This is a genomic window from Alkalicoccobacillus porphyridii, assembly GCF_007293315.1.
Taxonomy (GTDB): Bacteria; Bacillota; Bacilli; order Bacillales; family Bacillaceae_D; genus Alkalicoccobacillus; species Alkalicoccobacillus porphyridii.
In genome coordinates this window covers 98,166-117,956 of the sequence record NZ_VLXZ01000006.1, presented here as the reverse complement: position 1 = coordinate 117,956, position 19,791 = coordinate 98,166, and the positions used below count along the sequence as shown (strand labels likewise).

The window sequence follows — 19,791 nt, the reverse complement described above, 5'->3', positions numbered from 1 at the left end:
ATTATTAAACACAGATTTACCGTTTGTCAAACATAATTGAATGATTTTAAAGTTATTTTTGCCAAATTTAATGCTTATTTCTTGTTTTTTTCAGCTTAAATGTCTAGTGTGAACCTGTAATTCAGACAGGATATCTTCTGGCTCACGGACTAGCTTTGCGCCTTGTTGTATCAAGTGATTAGTTCCTTGAGACATATCAGAAAAGATCGGTCCAGGAACAGCAAAAACCTCCCTGCCTTGTTCTAACGCTTGATCAGCGCTGATTAAAGAACCACTTTTTTTTGCAGCCTCTACGACAAGAAGTCCTTGTGCTAGTCCACTGATAATTCGATTTCGGTTGGGAAATTGCCATTTGGTTGGAGGAGTTGCAGGTGGATATTCGGAAATGACAAGCTGATGGTGACACATATAGTTAAATAATTGTAGATTTTCTTTGGGATAAGGCACGTTCAGACCTGAGCCTAATACTGCGATGGTGGCTCCCCCATGTTTAATTGCTTCAATATGAGCCAGTCGGTCTATGCCTCTCGCTAATCCGCTAATGATGATAAACTTTTGATTAATTAAAGGAGGTAAAAGAGAAGAGATGCTTTTGGTTCCAAGCTTTGTTGGGTGTCTTGTGCCAACAACGGCTAATGATCGTTCTAGTTGTAATAACTTTGAATTGCCTTTCATATAGAGAACCCAGGGGGGATCATATATTTGTTTGAGCAGGCGAGGATATTCTAAATCAAAATAAGTAAGTACGTCAATGTTGTCGTGTAGAAGCTGTTTAAAGGTTTGGTTTGGAGGAGATCGATGGAGATCGAGGTAAAACTCTTGAGGGTTCTTTAATGAAGGTATTACATAATCATGAAGCTCGGATGGGGATAAGCTATATATCTTTATTAAAGCAGGATCCTTCATTATAAGCTGCTTTAGTCTTTTCCAGCTCATTCCGCGACAGTTATGAAGATGAATAAGACGCTCTTTAAACGTTGACAGTTCATTTCACTCTCCTTCAATGTTTTATATATAACAAATAGACCGGGTATGGGCTGAGAATTTAAGAATACATCTTGAATTCTCAGCTTTTGTTCCGGTCAACCTGCTATGATTTTAGAGCATAGATTATGATTTAGTTGCTTCGTGTGTTGTGCACTTTTCAAGAAGGTTATTTTCTTTTAAAGCAGCAATCAACGTATCACCCATGTCAGATGGTGTAGCAGCAACCTTTACGCCACAACTTTCAAGCGTTTTAATCTTTTCAGCTGCTGTACCCTTACCACCAGAAATGATCGCACCAGCATGGCCCATACGTTTTCCTGGAGGAGCCGTTTTCCCGCCGATAAATCCAACAACGGGTTTTGTCATGTTGGCTTTTACCCATTTAGCTGCTTCTTCCTCAGCGGTACCACCAATTTCTCCAATCATGATGACTGCATAAGTGTCTGGGTCTTCATTAAACAGCTTTAATGTGTCAATGAAGTCTGTTCCATTCACAGGGTCTCCACCAATACCAACCGCTGATGATTGACCAATACCAGCTGTAGAAAGCTGATGAACCGCCTCATACGTTAAGGTACCAGATCTTGAAACAACACCTACGTGTCCTTTCTTATGAATGTATCCTGGCATAATACCAATCTTACATTCGTCAGGTGTGATGACACCCGGACAGTTTGGACCGATTAAACGAGTGTTTTTGCCTTCAAGATAACGCTTCACGTCTACCATATCAAGCACTGGAATGCCTTCCGTTATACAAATCGCTAATTCAATTCCAGCATCTGCTGCTTCCATGATCGCATCTGCAGCGAATGCAGGTGGAACATAGATAACAGAAGCGTTGGCACCAGTTGCTTTAACAGCTTCTTCAACTGTATTAAAGACTGGAATGCCTTCAATTTCTGTTCCGCCTTTACCTGGCGTTACGCCCCCAACAATGTTGGTGCCGTATTCAACGGCTTGCTTTGTATGAAAAAGTCCTGTTGCTCCTGTAATTCCTTGAACAAGTACTTTTGTATCTTTATTAATGAGGATACTCATGTCTCCACGTCCCGCCTTTCTATTTCACTAGAGATACGATTTTTTGTGCACCATCAGCCATGGAATCTGCAGCGGTGATATTTAGACCAGAATCTTTAAGGATTTTTTTGCCGAGTTCAACATTTGTTCCTTCAAGACGCACTACAAGAGGAATTTCAAGTCCAACTTCTTTTGTAGCGGCGATAACACCTTCAGCGATAATGTCACACTTCATAATTCCACCAAAGATATTAACAAAAATTCCTTTTACATTTGAATCAGAAAGAATGATCTTAAACGCTTCTGTTACCTTCTCAGCAGTAGCGCCGCCTCCAACGTCTAGGAAGTTAGCAGGATCACCACTGTAATGCTTGATGATGTCCATAGTAGCCATTGCAAGTCCAGCTCCGTTAACCATACAACCGATGTTTCCATCTAATGAAATATAGCTCAGATCATATTTAGAAGCTTCGATTTCTTTTACATCTTCTTCTTCTAAATCACGGAAAGCAAGAACATCTTTTTGTCTATATAAAGCATTAGAGTCGAAGTTCATCTTCGCATCAAGTGCCATAACTTTACCGTCGCCTGTTGTTACAAGAGGGTTAATTTCGGCAATCGAGCAATCTTTTTCTACAAACACTTTATAAAGACCAAGCATAAACTTCACAGCTTGACCAACTAATTCTTTAGGAATATTAATATTAAAGGCTAATCTACGAGCCTGGAAGCCTTGTAATCCTACTGCAGGATCAATGATTTCTTTGAAGATCTTCTCCGGAGTTGCTTCAGCTACCTCTTCAATCTCCGTCCCGCCTTCTTCAGAAGCCATCATCACAACACTAGAAGTGTCACGGTCTAAAACAAGTCCAATATAGTACTCGTTTTTAATGTCGCAGCCTTCCTCAACTAGTAAGCGCTTTACTTCTTTTCCTTCAGGTCCCGTTTGATGTGTAACAAGTACCTTGCCTAGAATTTCATCAGCGTATGTACGTACTTCATCAAGACTTTTTGCTACTTTCACGCCGCCAGCTTTACCGCGGCCACCTGCATGAATTTGTGCCTTTACTACAGATACACTAGAGCCCAAATCCTTCGCTGCAGAAACAGCTTCTTCTACAGAGAACGCAACCTTGCCGTTCGGAACTGCCACGCCATATTGGCGAAGAAGCTCTTTCCCTTGATACTCATGGATATTCATTCTCTCTCCTGCCTCCTGTCGATTGCATGCGCTTGCATGCCTTTCAAGATTTTCACTTTGCTTGAGTGAAATTCTATTCTATCTTAGCATTAATTCTGCATATTTGGAAAGTAAATCACGATTATTAGACAAAACTCAAGAATCTTTTTCAGGTTTCTTTTGCGAATGGGTAGACTGCTTATTTGATGGTGTCTGTTTTTGTTTTGTTTTCTTACGCTTGAATAGACGATGAATCGCTTCTTTTGTATCTGACTCAGCGGTTGGAGAAAAAATACCCAGCTCATGACTCGTTTCTTCATTTTGATTATGTTCTTTTCTATTTGACACTGGATCACCTCATAACTATTTCCGCTTAGCCTTCCTCATTTGAAGGATCCTGATTCCTGTCAATTCGATAGATAAACGCAAACAATTCTGCAACAACCTCATAAAGTTCAGGTGGGATGGCTTCATGAATGGTTAATTGACTAAGTAATTCTACAAGGGTTTCATCCTCCTGAACAGGGACTTCTAGCTCCTTTGCAAGCTTTAGCATTTCTTCAGCTACTACTCCCTCACCTTTTGCCGTTACTAATGGCGCCTTATTTTGATCCGCCTGATATCTAAGTGCAATTGCTTTTAATGATTCCTTCGTCATATCCGTATATCCAATCCTTGATAGTCCATCTGTGTGGATGGCTGAGGTGATCGTGTCATTTTTTTGTTATCACTCCACATGGTCCATGAGATCGTTGAAAGCTGGTAATCGGCCTTGTGTAAGCTTGCTTTTAACACAGGCTCAAGAAGTGACATAAGCATAACTGGTTTTTCTTGATTTGTGGTGATAGAGACATGAGCAATTCGTTGCTGGATGGTCACCTCAACCATTGTTTCTCTTAGGTGTTCGAGTGTTAAGAAAAATAACAATTTACAATGATTCGGATCCACATTGCCATCCTCCTTTTTTTTCCCTTGGTATTGCAGGGTCATATCTGTTTGATACTCCCCAAGCTTTAAAGGAAACTGAGCCACTAGATGAACAAGAGAATCCGACTGAAGCGACTGAATCTGATAGCCAGTAATTTTATGAAGGGCCGATTCAGCCAAAGCTCTCACTTCAGGAGAGGCAGCTTCAGAGAGCAGCTGACCTAACGCCGCTTTTAACGTTGACGTTGATTGTTTGCCAGCCGTAATATCTGCCTCATGCTGATAGCCTGTTAATTGAATAATCTGTTGAAGCTGTTTCGCAAATGGTATTGGCTTCCCCTCTGATAAGACGGTATCAGATACTGAGTGCTTAATCGCCGCTTGCATCACCTCTCTCTCTTTAGGCAATAGCTGCTGAGTTACAACTGAGGGCCACCTTTCCATCAAGGTTCGTTGATCGTTCGTATGTAATAGTAATTGTTTGAAATCAGGTGTGAGTGAAGGCCCGCTCCTTGCTCTCCATTGCTCCATTAACTCATCTGGTTGCGTGGTATTCGTAATATCAGGCCAGCCTAATCTCGAGAGTATTCTCACTGCTGCTTGCTTTAACTCTTGATCACTTGTTGAATCAATTATAATCCGTAAGACTTCGTTAATTGGTGAACTCACGTCTGGTCCTTGCGCCCTCTGTAAGAGGTTTTGAATAGAGTGTAACGCTTCTCCTTCCCCATTCCTATTCTGGGCCTGAATAAGTGTAGAGAGGGTCTTAGAGAGCCCTTCCGTCCCGTCTATTGAACGAATGGCTTGCAGCACAGATGGAGTGAGAGGAAGCTGCTCTTGAATCATTCTGCCAATGATGGGCAGCTCCTTGCTTCCAAACTGCTTAAGTAAAGACACTCCCTCCTCTAGTTGCTTGCTTGTAAATGGAATGGCCGACTCTCGCATGGAGCGAAGGAGCATTGCAGCCTCATTACTAGAGGTCCACTTCCCCTGAGCAAAATCATCAGTTTTCAAGAGAGCATTATCTGAATCTGGCTGCATGATCTTTAACGTAGGCAACATGTTTCCTTGCTGTACCAAAAACCAATATGAGCTTCCTGCCGCAACCGGTGTTTCCAGCTTCGCCATCACCGTCATACCACGGATACTAATAGAGGCAAGCTGATCCGGGAAATGCTTCAGCACTTTACCAGTAATAAGTTGACCCGTTTGTAGAGACAGAACAGGTTTTTGAGCATTAGCATGTTTGATATTTGTACGTAAAGACTGAATGTCTACCATATGCAAGCCTCCTTTGATCTCACTTTTTCTTATATAAATGCTTTCACGGGTTCAAAAGAACGTCTGTGCTCAGATGTTATCCCATGTTGCTTCATAGCCTCTAAATGTACCGGCGTACCGTAGCCCGAATGATTTGAAAATCCATACTCCGGATACCGCTCACTTAAGCGACACATGTATTGATCTCGCCATACTTTGGCCAAAACGGACGCAGCAGCAATGCTCAGGCTTTTTTGATCCCCTTTAACTAGTGAAGTCTGTTCAACTTCAATTGGTAGATTCATAGCATCAAGCAATAAATAATCCGCTTTAAAGGAAAGATCCTCGACCGCTCGTTGCATTGCCACTTTTGTTGCCTGATAGATATTTATCGAATCAATCATCTGTGCATCAATCGCTTGGATGGAATAGGCAACTGCTTGCCGCTTGATTTCATCATAAAAATACTCGCGTTTCTTTTTGCTCAACTGCTTAGAATCGGTCAACCCGAGTAAACTCGCTTCGTTTGGTAGAATAACAGCAGCCGCCACGACTGGACCAGCCAATGGCCCCCTGCCTGCCTCATCAATTCCGGCAATCGCCTGAAACCCCTGTTCCTTAAGCTCCCTCTCATACTGCTGCATCGTCACATACTGCTGAGCAAGAAGATTTGCTTTTTCTTGTTTTGCCTTCCACTGGGAAACGAGTGCTTGAACACCCTTTCTTGTATCATGTTGTAATGCTTTAAGCTGTTTGTCCCGCTCCAGCTCAGAGCATTGAAGTAGGTCTTCTTTAATGTCACGAATTGATCTGATCGTCATCTCTTATTCCCCTTATGTATATCGTCGTAACCTCTGTATGTATAAAGGAAAAACCGTCTAAAGAGTATTCTCCTTAAACGGTTTGCTCCTCAAGATCTGTAGGTTTCTCAAGTGTTACGGCCCCAATGGTTCCTGATCTTAACTCTCTTAGCACAACCTCGGCTGTTTTATCATAATCAATAAAGCCGCCCCTCTGTAAAAAACCACGGCTCTCCCCAATTAAATCAAACAAGGCCACATCATCCTCGGGTAAATCTTCAATCTTATAGCGTGTTTTAATTAAATCCGCATATTCATGCTTCATATATCTTAGTACAAATAAGGCAATATCCTGAAAGTCTAACAGCTCGTCCTTTATGGCTCCCGTGGCAGCTAGACGATAACCAATTTGTTGATCTTCAAATTTAGGCCAAAGAATTCCTGGAGTATCTAAAAGCTCTAAAGACTTGCCTATTTTAATCCATTGCTGTCTCTTGGTAATTCCAGGTCTGTCCCCTACATTCGCCGTTCTCTTCGCTGCCAGGCGATTAATTAGCGTAGATTTCCCAACGTTCGGAATCCCTAGAATGACCACACGAATCGCTCTAGGTTTCATTCCTTTCGCTTGCCATTTTTCAAATAATGGCTGGGCAAGTTGCTTACACGCTGCATCGATTTTTTCTGTACCTTTTCCGTTCTGCGAGTTAATAGCCAGAACGTGAGCGCCTTCTTTTTTAAAATAATCACTCCATGCCTGAGTTTGCTTGCCATCAGCCAAGTCTGTTTTATTTAATAAAATGAGGCGAGGTTTGCCTTCCGCTAGTTCATTAATGACCGGATTCCTAGATGAGAGCGGTGCACGCGCATCCAGTAGCTCAATCACAACATCAATATATTTCAGTTTCTCTGTTACTTCACGCCGGGCCTTTGCCATATGGCCGGGATACCATTGTATTGCCATTCCTACACCTACTCAGTAAATTTTATATTCTCAATTGGCCAAAATGTGAGACTTGCTCCTCCGATGATATCCTGTTTATGAATCGGACCAATATCGCGACTGTCTTTACTACGTCTGCGATTGTCACCCATCACAAAGTAGGAATCCTCAGGTACCACGCTTTCGGAGGTCAAATCAGCTAACGTAAAATCCCCAGTTAATATTTCTCCAGAATAGCTTACCTTTAACTCATCAAGAAAAGGCTCAGCCACAGGCTCCTGGTTTATATATAAGATATCATCACGGTATTCAACCTCTTCACCCGGGAGACCGATGATTCGTTTTATGTAGTCATTCCCTCCTGGGGCATGAAAAACGACAATATCAAAGCGTTCTGGCTCACTCAGCTGCAAACCGATCTTATTTACAATCATTTTATCATTTGGTTCAAGGGTTGGCTGCATCGATTCTCCATCAACAACGACGGACGCAAACATAAACGTTCGAATCACAAATGCCAAAATGAGCGCAATGACGATTGCTTTTACCCATTCCCAAGACTCTGACTTTTCTTTTTTCATGCTGATACAGAACCTCCAATGGGCAGCAGTTTTTCAAATGCATCAAAGGGCGTTACACTCATGTCTATAGTTTATCATATTCAATATGTTATTAGTAATAACAACGATATATGGAATAAAAATAATCTATGGAATAGTAACATCAAAAGGTCTATGTTAATATTCTTCCCTTCATCCCTTTTAATCTGTTAAAATATAGGAAGTGTATATATTTGATTCGATTTTACTTAGTATTAAAATACTTATATATTCATTAAATTCAAGAATAGGGTTTTAAATACTATAAAAGTTAGGGAGCGAATTTTGATGAGTAAAGGTTTCATAACTATTTATGTAACACATTCGGAGTATGATAAGTACATGAACGGAAATGTTGCAGAGGGGTCTACCAGCAAACAATTAATTGGCGATTCACAAGTCGAATTATCAATACCTCTTGAAAATATAGTCTCTGAATCGAAGACCAAGTCAACTATTACACTGACGTTTATGGGTCAAAAAAGTAATTAATAAGAATAACCTTACAAAGTTATTAACCATTTTTTTGTAGATAAATAAAAAATGTAATCTCCTTTCCTCTTTGCTGGGGGAAAGGAAATTAAAATTTATCGCATTGAAAAAGCAATAATCATTAATATCATTACTATTAATCCAATGAAAGATGCGATAGATGATGTAACTAGACCAGCAATTTCAAATGCTTTGCCTGAACCAGCTTTAACTTGTTTAAATGCATAGATTGCAAAAATTAGCGCCGGGATTCCTAAAAAAGCTCCAAACAAAAAAGTAAATAATGCTGTAGATAGCGACAAAATTCCAAAAACAAGACTTAATATTCCTAACGTGTTTGTTTCTGTGTTATTCTGAATCTCTGTCATTGCATCATCTCCTCAAAATTTTAGCAATCAGATCCACTCCTCCTACCACGTGATTCTCTTAAAAGAAAATTAAGAGACATCGGTAACTAACACTTAGAGAAGTGTGGTTCTATGCCCTTCTGGAATAACAACAAAACATATAATAAGTTTTATATCTATTTTCCTGTTATATAACTTACTTCTAGGGTCGAATCCTTCCAAGATGCACCTTTTTACATTTTATTTTGTTTTAAATCAATCAAAAAAGAACGCCCCCCTGATGGGAAACGTTCTTTTTACGATGTTGTAACCGTTGATATAACGCTTACTACGCTTTTCTACGAAGTTCTTTAATGCGGGCAGCTTTTCCACGTAGGTTACGTAGATAGTAAAGCTTAGCACGACGTACTTTACCGCGACGTTTCACTTCGATCTTTTCGATTTTCGGTGAATGTAATGGGAATGTACGCTCAACACCTACACTATAAGAAATCTTACGAGCTGTGAAAGTTTCGCTGATTCCAAATCCGCGACGTTTGATAACCACGCCTTCAAAAAGCTGGATACGCTCACGAGTTCCCTCAACAACTTTAACGTGAATCGTTAATGTGTCACCAGGACGGAAGTCTGGATGATCCGTGCGAAGCTGTTCATTCGTAATTTCTTGAATAATGTTGCTCATAGTCGTATTCCCCTCCTTCCAAACAGACGTTCATGTCGGATCGCCGCAGCGGAACATCTTAATAACGGGCAAATTGCCACAACACATAGTTTAGCATAGTTAAAATCATGACACAAGCAGATTTTAAAGAAATGACAAGTCTTTTCCCCTTACACTTTATCTTGCCATTCTGCTAGCCATGTTTGCTGCTGTTTTGTTAATGGTATGTCACGAAGTAATTCAGGTCGTCTTTTCCAGGTTCGTTCGAGAGATTGCTTTGCACGCCATTCTTTAATTCGCTGGTGATGCCCAGACAATAATACGTCTGGTACATCCATACCGCGAAAAGAAGAGGGTCTGGTGTACTGTGGGTGTTCTAGCATGCCTGTAGAAAATGAATCCGTTAAGGCAGATTCATCATTTCCGAGCACACTAGGTAGAAGTCTTGTTACACTGTCGGCTATAACCATCGCTCCAAGCTCGCCACCTGTTAATACGTAATCACCAAGAGAAATCTCATCTGTCACTATGCTCTCCCGAATACGTTCGTCAAAGCCTTCGTAGTGACCACATAAGAGGATTAACTGTTCTTCTTTCGCAAGCTCCTCGGCTTTTTTCTGAGTATATGGCTCTCCTTGCGGGCAAAGCATAATTACTCTTGGCTTAACACCAGACTGCTTGACGGCGTCAACAGCATCAAAGATTGGCTGAGGTGCTAAAACCATTCCGGCTCCGCCCCCATACGGGTAATCATCTACCCGGTGATGCTTATTTTCGGCGTAGTCCCTGAAATTAGTTACATGGAATGAAATGAGCCCTCGATCGGCTGCTGACTTAAGTATCGAGCTACCGAACACGCCTTCAAACATCTCCGGAAAGAGGCTTAAGACATCAATCCTCATGCATCTAACCCTTCTAGCAAGTGAATCGTAATCGTTTTATTATTGATATCCACTTCACGTACAACGGATTCAATATATGGGACAAGCAGGTCTTTTTGTCCTTCTCGTTTTACCACCCATACATCGTTGGCACCAGGGCTTAAGATCTCGGTGATTCTGCCAATAATTAGACCTTCCTCACTTACAACCGTACACCCAATAATCTCATGGTAATAATACTCTCCAATTTCAAGTTCCTCTTGTTGATCCGCAGAAATATACAGAGTCAGCCCTTTTAGAGGCTCAACCAGGTTCATTGAGTTATATCCTTCAAAGGTAAGCAAATCAAATTGTTTATGTGTTCTATGTGTCTTTACCGTTAATTGTTTATATTCTCCATTCTCCAGTCGTATGGCAAGTGTACTCCCCGGCGCATAACGTTTCTCTGCAAAATCAGTAGAAGATAAAATACGAACCTCTCCTCTGACTCCATGCGTATTAACGAGTTTTCCTACCTTATACCATTCCGTCATCAGAACGCCTACTTTCTCGAAATTGTTCAATTCGTCCATCACGTATAATCATTTCAAGGCTATGATCTTGGTCTGGCCATATATCGCCTTCATTTAGCTCTATAATGGCTTGAGCCTGTCCATCAGCAATCTCTGTTCCAATGTTCAGCTTCTCCAGTTGCTGATATTTAAACCCAAGACTACTTAATGATTCCTTACGCTTCGTAAATTCGTGCTCGTATCGTGATTTCACTTGAGCTTCATTGCGACTATCCGTCTCTCGTAGAGCTTTATGTAGCTGAAACTGAAGCTGCTCTAGTTCACGCTGTAGCTGCTTCATCTCATCATGAAGCACAGAAATTAGCTCTGCCTTTTTACTCTCTGTTAATACCTGTTTAATAACAACGGTTTTCAGAAACTGCATGCCATCACCCTCCAGCTTGTCAAACGGATGCTTTCATACATCACGATTTATAGACATACAAGAAAAGGGAGAGGTTTCCCCCACCCTTGCTTATTCAACGATATCCAGCTTTACTTTCTTGCCTGTGCGATTGACAGCTGCATACACAACGGAGCGTAAAGCTTTTGCTGTGCGTCCATTTTTGCCAATCACCTTACCCATATCATCCGGATGAACCGTTAATCGCAAATAGACCGTCTGTTCTTCTTGATGCTCTTCAACCTTCACAGCTTGCGGCTCATCAACAAGTGATTTTGCTATGTGTTCAACCAACGCTTTCATCTCAGATCACCTCAAGGCTATTACTTTTGGTTTTTAGCGTTATGAAGCTTCTCCATAAGACCTTGTTTAGAGAAAAGGTTACGGACTGTATCAGAAGGCTTTGCACCTTTTAACATCCAATCAAGTGCCTTGTCTTCTTTAACAGTAAATTGAGCAGGTTGAGCAATTGGGTTATACGTTCCAATTTCCTCAATGAAACGTCCATCACGTGGAGCACGTGAATCTGCTACCACTACACGATAGACAGGAGCTTTCTTTGAACCAATACGTTTAAGTCGAATTTTAACAGCCATTTCGCTGTACACCTCCAAGATTATTTACACAATTTAGTATAATATCATCAATTCCGCTTTCATACAAGACTTCTTTTATGAGGGGAATAGATTACGTTCTAAAATGGTAGCTTAAAGCCACCCATTCCTTTGCCACGCTTTTTACCTTTGCCGCTTTGCATCCCGGTCATTTGCTTCATCATCTTTTTCATATCTTCAAATTGCTTTAGCAAACGATTCACATCCTGAATGGTTGTACCGCTTCCTTTAGCAATTCTCCGTCGACGACTGCCATTTAAAACAGTTGGATCCTGCTTTTCCTTTTTGGTCATAGAGCGAACAATGGCTTCCACACGACCAATCTGTTTTTCATCAACCTGCAAATTCTTCATACCTTTGGCCTTGTTCATACCTGGCATCATACCAAGTAGATCCTCAAGCGGGCCCATACTTCTTACTTGCTCTAGCTGTTCAAGGAAATCATCAAACGTGAAATCAGCTGTACGCATCTTCTTTTCAAGCTCACGAGCTTTGGCTTCATCCACATTCGTCTGAGCTTTCTCAATGAGTGAGAGAACATCCCCCATACCGAGAATTCTTGACGCCATCCGTTCAGGATGGAATGGTTCAAGCTGATCAATTTTTTCACCCATACCCGCAAATTTAATTGGTGTATTGGTTACAGCTTTAACCGAAATAGCGGCCCCACCACGGGTATCACCATCAAGCTTGGATAAAATCGCACCAGTGAGACCAAGCTGATCATTAAATGTCTCTGCAACATTTACAGCATCTTGACCTGTCATAGCATCTACCACAAGCAAAATTTCATCGGGTTGAACTGTTTCTTTAATCTGACTAAGCTCTTCCATGAGCTCCTGATCTACATGGAGTCGTCCGGCGGTATCAATCAAAACATAATCATGATGCTCTGCTTTTGCTTTTTCCACTGCTTGTTTCGCAATGTCTACCGGACTTACTTGATCACCTAAAGAAAATACAGGCATATCTATTTGTTTGCCTAGTGTTTCTAATTGCTTAATCGCAGCAGGTCGATAAATATCTGCAGCAACAAGCAAAGGCGTTCGGTTGTGCTTCTTTCGCAAGTGGTTAGCTAGCTTTGCAGAAGCGGTTGTTTTACCTGCCCCTTGAAGTCCTACCATCATGATGACGGTTGGTGGCTTTTGAGAAACGGCAATTTTGCTTTGCTCTCCTCCCATTAAGGCAGTGAGCTCTTCATTAACAACCTTTATTACCTGTTGGCCAGGCGTTAAGCTTTTCATAACCTCTTGGCCTAAGGCTTTTTCTTTCACGTCTGCAATAAATTGTTTGACAACCTTAAAGTTCACATCGGCTTCAAGCAACGCAAGCCTGACTTCGCGCATCATTTCCTTAATGTCCTGCTCGCTGACCTTTCCTTTACCTCGGATCTTTGTCAGCGTACCCTGCAGCCGCTCAGCTAAGCCTTCAAATGCCATAATACCGCCTCCTAGTCCAGTTTCTCAATCATATCAATAAGATTCTGCATCTCGTCAGGAGTCGCGTTCTGTTGAATAGCTGTTTTCATTTGAGTCAGCAAACGGGTCCGTTCTTCAAACTTCTCTAAAAGTCGAAGCTTATTCTCATATTCCTCAAGCATCGCTTCCGTCCGTTTGATATTATCATATACGGCCTGGCGGCTCACCTCAAATTGTTCGGCAATCTCACCAAGGGAGAAATCATCTAAATAATATTGAGACATATATTCGCGCTGCTTCAGAGTGAGCAGGGAATGATAGAAATCAAACAAATAGTTCATTCTGAGTGTTTTATCCAGCACGAAGTTTCACTCCTTGTTAAGTGATTCCCCTTTACGAGAGTTTATATTACAGCAGTCATGCTTTTGTGTCAAGTTTTTTTCTTAACAAGCAAATTAGCTCTGCTGTAAATCCTCAGGAGAGTCCAGAACATCCTTAAAGAGACCATACACAAACTGATCTGCTGCAAAAGGCTGTAAATCGTCCTTCTGCTCGCCCAGTCCAACAAATTTAACTGGAATATCAAGCTCTCGCTTAATCGCCATGATAATTCCACCTTTGGCTGTTCCGTCAAGCTTCGTTAATACGATGCCCGTGACGTCTGTTGATTTTCCAAATGTCTTTGCCTGGGACATGGCGTTTTGTCCTGTTGTTCCGTCTAGAACCAGCAATACCTCATGAGGAGCCCCAGGGACTTCGCGTTCAATCACTCGTTTTACCTTTTCCAATTCATTCATAAGATTTACCTTGTTCTGCAGCCTGCCTGCTGTATCACAAAGCAGCACGTCCGCTTTTCGCGACTTGGCAGCCTGAATCGCATCATACATGACCGCAGCAGGATCAGAGCCAGCCTGTTGCTTGATTACGTCAACTCCTATACGTTCACCCCAAACCTCTAATTGGTCAATGGCTCCAGCACGGAAGGTATCACCGGCTGCAAGCATAACCTTTTTGCCGTCCTGCTTTAGGTAGTGTGCCATTTTCCCAATGGAGGTTGTCTTTCCAACACCATTTACACCAACAACAAGAATAATGGTCAATCCGTCTGTTTGTAAATTAAGACCCTGACTTTCTTCACCTTCATCTAGCATTCCAGCGAGGATCTCCGAAATAACAGGCTGTACATCCTTTGTATCCTTAAGGTTACGTCTTTTCACCTCATCCTTTAGCTGTTCAATTAAATCCATAACCGTTGATACGCCAACATCCGAGCTAATCAAGAGGTCTTCAAGCTCTTCGAAAAAATCCTCGTCTACCTTACGATACTTGTAAACTAGCTCATTCATTTTCCCGGCAAAGGACTCTCTTGTTTTTTCGAGGCCTGTTTTAAATTTATCCGTTACTTCTGTTGTCTGATTAGAGATCTTGTCCTTTAACTTCTGAAAAAAGCTCATCACTTCATCCTCCTAGCTTTCAATTAATTCCTTCGTTTCTTCTAATCTAACCGAAACGAGTCGGGATACTCCTGATTCTTGCATGGTGACTCCATAAAGAACATCAGCTTCCTCCATCGTTCCACTTCGATGCGTAATGACAATAAATTGTGTAGCACTGGAGAAATCTTTTAAATATTGAGCAAACCGACTTACGTTCGCTTCATCCAGAGCTGCTTCCACTTCATCAAGCACACAGAACGGGACAGGACGAACCTTAAGGATGGAAAACAATAATGCAATGGCGGTTAATGCACGCTCTCCACCAGATAGCAAAGCCAAATGCTGTAGTTTCTTTCCTGGAGGTCGTGCCATAATATCTACACCTGTTCTTAAAATATCTCCAGGTTCCGTTAGCACCAGATCCGCCTCTCCCCCGCCAAATAGCTTCCGGTAAACCTCTTGGAAATGCCCTCTCACTTGACTAAAGGTGTCTTCAAAGCGGTTGCTCATTTCTTCGTCCATCTCAGAGATTACCTGGTGTAGCGTCTCTTTTGCTTCGAGTAAATCCTGCTGTTGTTCAAGTAAAAAGGAGTAACGCTCATGTACTCGCTCAAATTCTTCAATAGAGCCAATATTTACTGGTCCTAGCTCATCAATGGTTAGCTTCAACAGCTTCAAGCGAGTTTTGGCATCTTCAAGCGTCCCAGAGAGTGGATACTGCTCAGTAGCTGCTTCAAAGGATATTTCATACTCAATACGCAGCTTCTCAAGTCGATGCTCTAAATCAACATCAAGACGGTTCATTCTTACATCCTGATGCTTATATTCATCGTGGGCATATGAATAGCGCTGTTGATTTTGTTTGAGTACTTCTTCTAGCTCAGCATACTGCTGATCTAATTGATTACGCTGTTTCTCTAGCTCGTCTAGCTTATGCTTTGCTTGCTCCTTTTCACGCTGATAATAGCTAATTTGTTCTGAAAGCTGCTCCTCCCCATTTGAACCTTCATTCATGGCGGAGATAAGTAATTCATATTCTTCCTTAAGATTAGTTAAGTTGCTTTTTAGCTCTAGTATTTCTTGTTTGTAATGTTCGGCTTGCTCACTAACATGCTTCACACTTTGCTTAGATTCTGCTTCAGAGATTCGAACACCAACAAGCTCTTCTTGAACCGTCTCTCTTGAGCTTTGTTGTTGCTTAAATTGTTCTTCAAGCCTCTCAATTTCAAGCTTCCACTTTTCTTGTTTTTCTGTTGCTTGGGTAAGATTGTGCTGAAGCTCATCAAGGCGATTTAAGACGGTTTCCTGTTCTTTTTCAGCTGCCATCTCTTCTCGGTCCATACGAAGGAATTGTTTCTCCACACTTGCTGATGTTAGTTCTAGCTCTCGAACAGTAGATTGACTTTCCTGCCAGGCTGTACGATGACGTTGAGTCATTTGCTGCAATTGAGCTAGTTCCTCGCGTAATGAAGCTCGTGTTGTCTTTTTCTCGCTGATCCGTTGCTCCAGCTGATAGACACCTTGTTCAATTTTGAGCGTTTGAGCATCTAGCTCTTCTAGCTCGCGTTTTCGTCCAACAAGGGAACTGTTTTTTTGCTTAACACTCCCCCCCGTCATTGACCCTCCTGGATTTACAACGTCTCCATCAAGAGTAACTATTCGGAAGCGGTGGCCAGTTTTTGATGCCAGCTTATTAGCTCCCGGCAAATCCTTTGCGATAACAATAGAGCCGAGTAAATTTGTTATCGCTGGTGAAACCTTTGCTTCGAACGTGATTAAATCTGTTGCCACTCCAATAAATTCAGCTTCATTTGTAAGAAGCTGTAGCTGTGCCGGTTGAATATAGCGTGGTTTAACCGTAGACAACGGCAAAAAGGTCGCTCGTCCCAAACGCTTTTGCTTAAGAAAGCGAATCGCTTCTCGGGCATGCTGTTCTTCTTCAACAACAATATGCTGAGCGGCACCACCTAAAGCTGTCTCAATGGCTAGCTCATGTTGCTTCTCGGTTCGAATCAATTCTGCTACAGCCCCATGAATACCCATCAAACGGCTGTTTCTTTCTTTAAGAATCTCCTTTACCCCCTGGAAGAAACCAGAGAAGTCAGATTCCATTTCTCGCACGGCTTCTGCTCTTGATTTTGTTTTTTGCAGAATACGGTACGCTTCGTATAGCTTTGTTTCATTTTGCTGGTAGCTTTCTTCTAGCTCTGATTGTTTTGTTACAAGTTGGGCTTCTTTTTGCTCAAGATCTTTTAATGCAGACGCTTTTTCCTTCTCATCTGCTTTTGCTTGGTTTAACTTATCAGTAATTTCATTACGTTGTGCTTTAGACTCTTTGTTTTCATTAAGCAGTCTTTCATGCTTGTGTGTTTGCTGTCGCTTCTGTTCTTCTAAATACCTTTGTTCATTACGAATGGATGCCTGTTCATTCAAGACTTCAATATAATCTGCCTTAAGCTGCTCAAGCTTTTCCTGCATTTCTTCCCCAGAACCTGAGAGGATCCCCTCTAATGAACGCAGCTTTTCTCGCCTAGTATGTAGAATCGCTTTTTCATTTTTCAGGAGTTCATTTTGCTTTTCTGCCGCCTCACGTGCGCTAGTTAATTTATGTTCAGTTTGTTCAATGTCTTCTTTTAATTGACTGCTATTTTGAGCGGCATTTTTCTTTCTCTCTTGTAAAACACCACGGCGCCCCTCTTTTTTTTCAAGCTCTTCACTTACAACCAGGCGTTGCTCCTGCGTGGCCTGAAGGGCCTCCGCTACAGATTTAGACTGCGCGCGACAGGTGGCAATTGCTTCCTCTGATTTTTTAATCTGTTCTGCTTGCTGTTCTAAGACCCCTTTATATTGCTCTAGCTTTTCTTTAGCCTCGGTCCAGCGAGTATGTAAATCGCTAATCTCAGCTGCAGTGATTGTGATATCTTCCTTTTTGCGCTTCTCCTCTGCTTCTAAATATTCTTTTGCAATAGAGGATTGTTCACGCAACGGTTCAACTTGTGCCTCTAATTCATGAAGGATATCCTCGACACGATTTAAGTTTTCCTGTGTCTCATTCAGTCGCTTCTCTGCCTGAATCTTTCTTGTTTTGTACTTCAACACACCAGCAGCCTCTTCGAAGATTAAGCGACGATCCTCCGACTTACTACTAAGTATTTCTTCAATTTTACCTTGTCCAATAATGGAATATGCCTCTCGCCCGAGTCCAGAATCAAGAAATAATTCAACGATATCCTTTAATCTGCATGGTTGACGGTTAATCAGATACTCACTTTCCCCAGAACGGTAGACTCTTCTTGTTACACTCACTTCACTAAAGTCAATGTTTAAATGCTGATCCTCATTATCAAGAACAAGACTGACCTCAGCGAGATTCACCGATTTTCGGGAATCACTGCCGGCGAAAATGATATCCTCCATCTTTGATCCTCTAAGAGATTTCGCTGATTGCTCTCCAAGAACCCAGCGTATGCTGTCAGAGATATTACTTTTACCGCTTCCGTTCGGGCCAACAACCGCTGTTACCCCTGGTACAAACTCTACATTTACTTGCTCAGCAAAGGACTTAAACCCTTTAACTTCCAGCCGTTTGAGGAACATGAATTCCCTCCTTACTCATTTATCTTTTATATATATTCGTATATGCTCTGACAGCCATCCCAGAGATCCTTTAGACTGGAAAAGTGTTAGGACAAACCTTCTTCATTGTGATAGGATAGACTTTATGTACTGTTAAAAAGGAGGTCCTATCGTATGGACTTAACTGCCAACACACCCGAAAACATGAACTATATGCTTAAACAAATTGAAGCCAAGTTACAAACAGTCAATGCCGGTGCATTAAACGCCGAAAAATTTGATTCCGAAAAGTACGAAGACATTCGAGATATCTATGAATGGGTACAAAAGCAAGCCTCGGTCTCCGTTCGTGAAATGGAAGCGATTGTTTCAGAGCTAGGTCAACTGAGAAAGTCGTAACCATGTAAAAAAGGCTGTTGTCATTCGACAGCCTTTTTTATGTGCACGTAAACTGTCCGTTCCCTTGTTTACTATTTCTGCTTCAGCTTCAAAAGAGCCTGCTTGGCCGCCAGCTGTTCTGCTTCTTTCTTTGAGCGACCGATTCCCTCTCCAAAGCTAATCTCATTTAAGTGAACCTCAGAGACAAACTCACGGTCATGAGCCGGACCTCTTTCTTGCGTAATAACGTATTTTAATCCGCCAAGTCCATCACGTTGAACATACTCTTGAAGCTGACTTTTAAAATCCATTTTATGCGAAAAAGCACCCTCATTGATTTTTGGATACATGATTTGACTTAAGAATAAGTATACTGCATCAAGACCTTGATCAAGATACAAGGCACCAATAAATCCCTCAAACACGTCTGCAAGTAAAGCTGGACGCACTCGCCCGCCTGTCACTTCTTCACCCTTACCTAAAAGCACCAGCTTGCCAAAATTTAATTCACTTGCAAATCTCGCAAGTGACGGCTCACAAACAATGGAGGCACGAAGCTTTGTCATGTCTCCTTCATTCATGCTAGGGTACTTTTTGTAAAGATATTGTGAAACAGCAAGTTCTAATACAGCGTCTCCAAGGAATTCTAATCTCTCATTATCCGTTGTTGCATATAAGCGATGCTCATTCACATAAGATGAATGTGTAAAAGCCTGAATCAAAAGCTTGCGATTTTCAAACGTCAATCCTGTGCGGACTAGCAGGTCATCAAACTGATGCTTCTGTTCTTCAGACAAAACGAGACGGCGACCACCGGCTTTTTTGTCATAATAATTTTTAGATCTTCTATACGATTTTGATTGATGTGGCATGTTGACCTCCAACACGGAAAGTAAGCTTATAGATTAGATTGTATCAAAGTTTTAGCAAATTGCCATGCTAAACTTTTCAAAAGCCCTGATAAAAAAGAGTAAATCCCACATGGCGAGGCCACATGGGATTCAAGCAATTACTGATGGCTGTCTATGTACGTAATGACGTCTCCAACAGTTGCAATTTTTTCTGCTTCTTCATCAGAAATTTCAATGTCAAATTCGTCTTCAAGTTCCATTACCAATTCAACTACATCAAGTGAATCTGCTCCTAGATCATCTTTAAAAGAAGCTTCAGGTTTAACTTGTGCCTCTTCAATATCAAGACGATCAACAACAATTTTTGTTACACGGGAAAGTGTATCTGCCATGTTCATTCACCTCCTCTCAAAATTGATTGAATCTTAGCTAGATGAATTTTAACGACATTTCCGAGCGCTGTCAAGCTG

23 protein-coding genes are annotated in these 19,791 nt (G+C 41.6%); 1 reads left to right on the top strand and 22 read right to left on the bottom strand.

All coding sequences use genetic code 11. The features are described from left to right. Positions 1-90: 90 nt before the first annotated feature. The 20 genes from dprA to smc form a co-directional block, all read right to left on the bottom strand. Positions 91-906: a DNA-processing protein DprA gene (gene dprA, locus FN960_RS11370; RefSeq protein ID WP_306461613.1), complete on the bottom strand. Its 816-nt coding sequence runs from the start codon at positions 904-906 to the stop codon at positions 91-93. A gap of 204 nt (positions 907-1,110) precedes the next feature. Further along, positions 1,111-2,028 (bottom strand): succinate--CoA ligase subunit alpha, encoded by a 918-nt coding sequence (gene sucD, locus FN960_RS11365; RefSeq protein ID WP_143848844.1) that lies wholly within the window; start codon positions 2,026-2,028, stop codon positions 1,111-1,113. Between the two features lie 19 nt (positions 2,029-2,047). Beyond that, positions 2,048-3,208, bottom strand: a complete 1,161-nt coding sequence (gene sucC, locus FN960_RS11360; protein ID WP_143848843.1) for an ADP-forming succinate--CoA ligase subunit beta — start codon at positions 3,206-3,208, stop codon at positions 2,048-2,050. 135 nt (positions 3,209-3,343) lie between these two features. Next, positions 3,344-3,535 carry a hypothetical protein gene (locus FN960_RS11355; protein WP_143848842.1) on the bottom strand — a complete coding sequence of 64 codons (192 nt, stop codon included), beginning with the start codon at positions 3,533-3,535 and terminating at the stop codon, positions 3,344-3,346. Between the two features lie 25 nt (positions 3,536-3,560). Further along, positions 3,561-3,845, bottom strand: a complete 285-nt coding sequence (locus tag FN960_RS11350) for an EscU/YscU/HrcU family type III secretion system export apparatus switch protein (protein ID WP_143848841.1) — start codon at positions 3,843-3,845, stop codon at positions 3,561-3,563. Next, the gene (locus FN960_RS11345; protein WP_143848840.1) at positions 3,842-5,395 is read right to left on the bottom strand and encodes a TP0910 N-terminal domain-containing protein; all 1,554 of its coding nucleotides are present in this window, start codon (positions 5,393-5,395) and stop codon (positions 3,842-3,844) included. The genes FN960_RS11350 and FN960_RS11345 overlap by 4 nt, the downstream gene beginning before the upstream one ends. A gap of 29 nt (positions 5,396-5,424) precedes the next feature. Further along, a complete protein-coding gene (gene rnhB, locus FN960_RS11340) occupies positions 5,425-6,195 on the bottom strand; it encodes a ribonuclease HII (protein ID WP_143848839.1) in 771 nt (256 codons plus the stop codon). A 73-nt stretch (positions 6,196-6,268) separates the two neighbouring features. Continuing rightward, positions 6,269-7,135: a ribosome biogenesis GTPase YlqF gene (ylqF, locus tag FN960_RS11335; protein WP_143848838.1), complete on the bottom strand. Its 867-nt coding sequence runs from the start codon at positions 7,133-7,135 to the stop codon at positions 6,269-6,271. A gap of 8 nt (positions 7,136-7,143) precedes the next feature. Next, positions 7,144-7,695 (bottom strand): signal peptidase I, encoded by a 552-nt coding sequence (lepB, locus tag FN960_RS11330; protein ID WP_143848837.1) that lies wholly within the window; start codon positions 7,693-7,695, stop codon positions 7,144-7,146. Positions 7,696-8,300: 605 nt separating this feature from the next. Further along, positions 8,301-8,573 carry a hypothetical protein gene (locus FN960_RS11325; protein ID WP_143848836.1) on the bottom strand — a complete coding sequence of 91 codons (273 nt, stop codon included), beginning with the start codon at positions 8,571-8,573 and terminating at the stop codon, positions 8,301-8,303. 307 nt (positions 8,574-8,880) lie between these two features. Beyond that, positions 8,881-9,234 (bottom strand): 50S ribosomal protein L19, encoded by a 354-nt coding sequence (gene rplS, locus FN960_RS11320; protein ID WP_143848835.1) that lies wholly within the window; start codon positions 9,232-9,234, stop codon positions 8,881-8,883. Between the two features lie 149 nt (positions 9,235-9,383). After that, positions 9,384-10,115 carry a tRNA (guanosine(37)-N1)-methyltransferase TrmD gene (gene trmD / locus FN960_RS11315; protein ID WP_143848834.1) on the bottom strand — a complete coding sequence of 244 codons (732 nt, stop codon included), beginning with the start codon at positions 10,113-10,115 and terminating at the stop codon, positions 9,384-9,386. Then, positions 10,112-10,627, bottom strand: a complete 516-nt coding sequence (rimM, locus tag FN960_RS11310) for a ribosome maturation factor RimM (RefSeq protein ID WP_143848833.1) — start codon at positions 10,625-10,627, stop codon at positions 10,112-10,114. Before rimM ends, trmD begins: the two co-directional genes overlap by 4 nt. Continuing rightward, positions 10,611-11,030, bottom strand: a complete 420-nt coding sequence (locus FN960_RS11305; protein ID WP_143848832.1) for a YlqD family protein — start codon at positions 11,028-11,030, stop codon at positions 10,611-10,613. Before FN960_RS11305 ends, rimM begins: the two co-directional genes overlap by 17 nt. 90 nt (positions 11,031-11,120) lie before the next feature. Continuing rightward, positions 11,121-11,351: a KH domain-containing protein gene (locus tag FN960_RS11300; protein ID WP_143848831.1), complete on the bottom strand. Its 231-nt coding sequence runs from the start codon at positions 11,349-11,351 to the stop codon at positions 11,121-11,123. 20 nt (positions 11,352-11,371) lie between these two features. Continuing rightward, positions 11,372-11,644, bottom strand: a complete 273-nt coding sequence (gene rpsP, locus FN960_RS11295) for a 30S ribosomal protein S16 (RefSeq protein ID WP_143848830.1) — start codon at positions 11,642-11,644, stop codon at positions 11,372-11,374. Between the two features lie 98 nt (positions 11,645-11,742). Next, a complete protein-coding gene (ffh, locus tag FN960_RS11290; RefSeq protein ID WP_143848829.1) occupies positions 11,743-13,101 on the bottom strand; it encodes a signal recognition particle protein in 1,359 nt (452 codons plus the stop codon). A gap of 11 nt (positions 13,102-13,112) precedes the next feature. Continuing rightward, positions 13,113-13,442 carry a putative DNA-binding protein gene (locus FN960_RS11285; protein ID WP_143848828.1) on the bottom strand — a complete coding sequence of 110 codons (330 nt, stop codon included), beginning with the start codon at positions 13,440-13,442 and terminating at the stop codon, positions 13,113-13,115. 93 nt (positions 13,443-13,535) lie between these two features. Continuing rightward, positions 13,536-14,534, bottom strand: a complete 999-nt coding sequence (ftsY, locus tag FN960_RS11280; protein WP_143848827.1) for a signal recognition particle-docking protein FtsY — start codon at positions 14,532-14,534, stop codon at positions 13,536-13,538. A 12-nt stretch (positions 14,535-14,546) separates the two neighbouring features. Continuing rightward, a complete protein-coding gene (smc, locus tag FN960_RS11275) occupies positions 14,547-18,113 on the bottom strand; it encodes a chromosome segregation protein SMC (protein WP_143848826.1) in 3,567 nt (1,188 codons plus the stop codon). A gap of 153 nt (positions 18,114-18,266) precedes the next feature. Between smc and FN960_RS11270 the strand changes: the two genes are divergently transcribed. After that, on the top strand, positions 18,267-18,491 hold the full coding sequence (locus FN960_RS11270; RefSeq protein ID WP_143848825.1) for a DUF1128 domain-containing protein: 225 nt from the start codon (positions 18,267-18,269) through the stop codon (positions 18,489-18,491). Positions 18,492-18,562: 71 nt separating this feature from the next. On the opposite strand, the gene rnc is transcribed toward FN960_RS11270, so the two are convergent. After that, entirely contained in the window at positions 18,563-19,342 is a 780-nt protein-coding gene (rnc, locus tag FN960_RS11265; RefSeq protein WP_143848824.1) for a ribonuclease III, read from the bottom strand. A gap of 137 nt (positions 19,343-19,479) precedes the next feature. Then, on the bottom strand, positions 19,480-19,713 hold the full coding sequence (gene acpP / locus FN960_RS11260; RefSeq protein ID WP_143848823.1) for an acyl carrier protein: 234 nt from the start codon (positions 19,711-19,713) through the stop codon (positions 19,480-19,482). Positions 19,714-19,791: the final 78 nt, after the last annotated feature.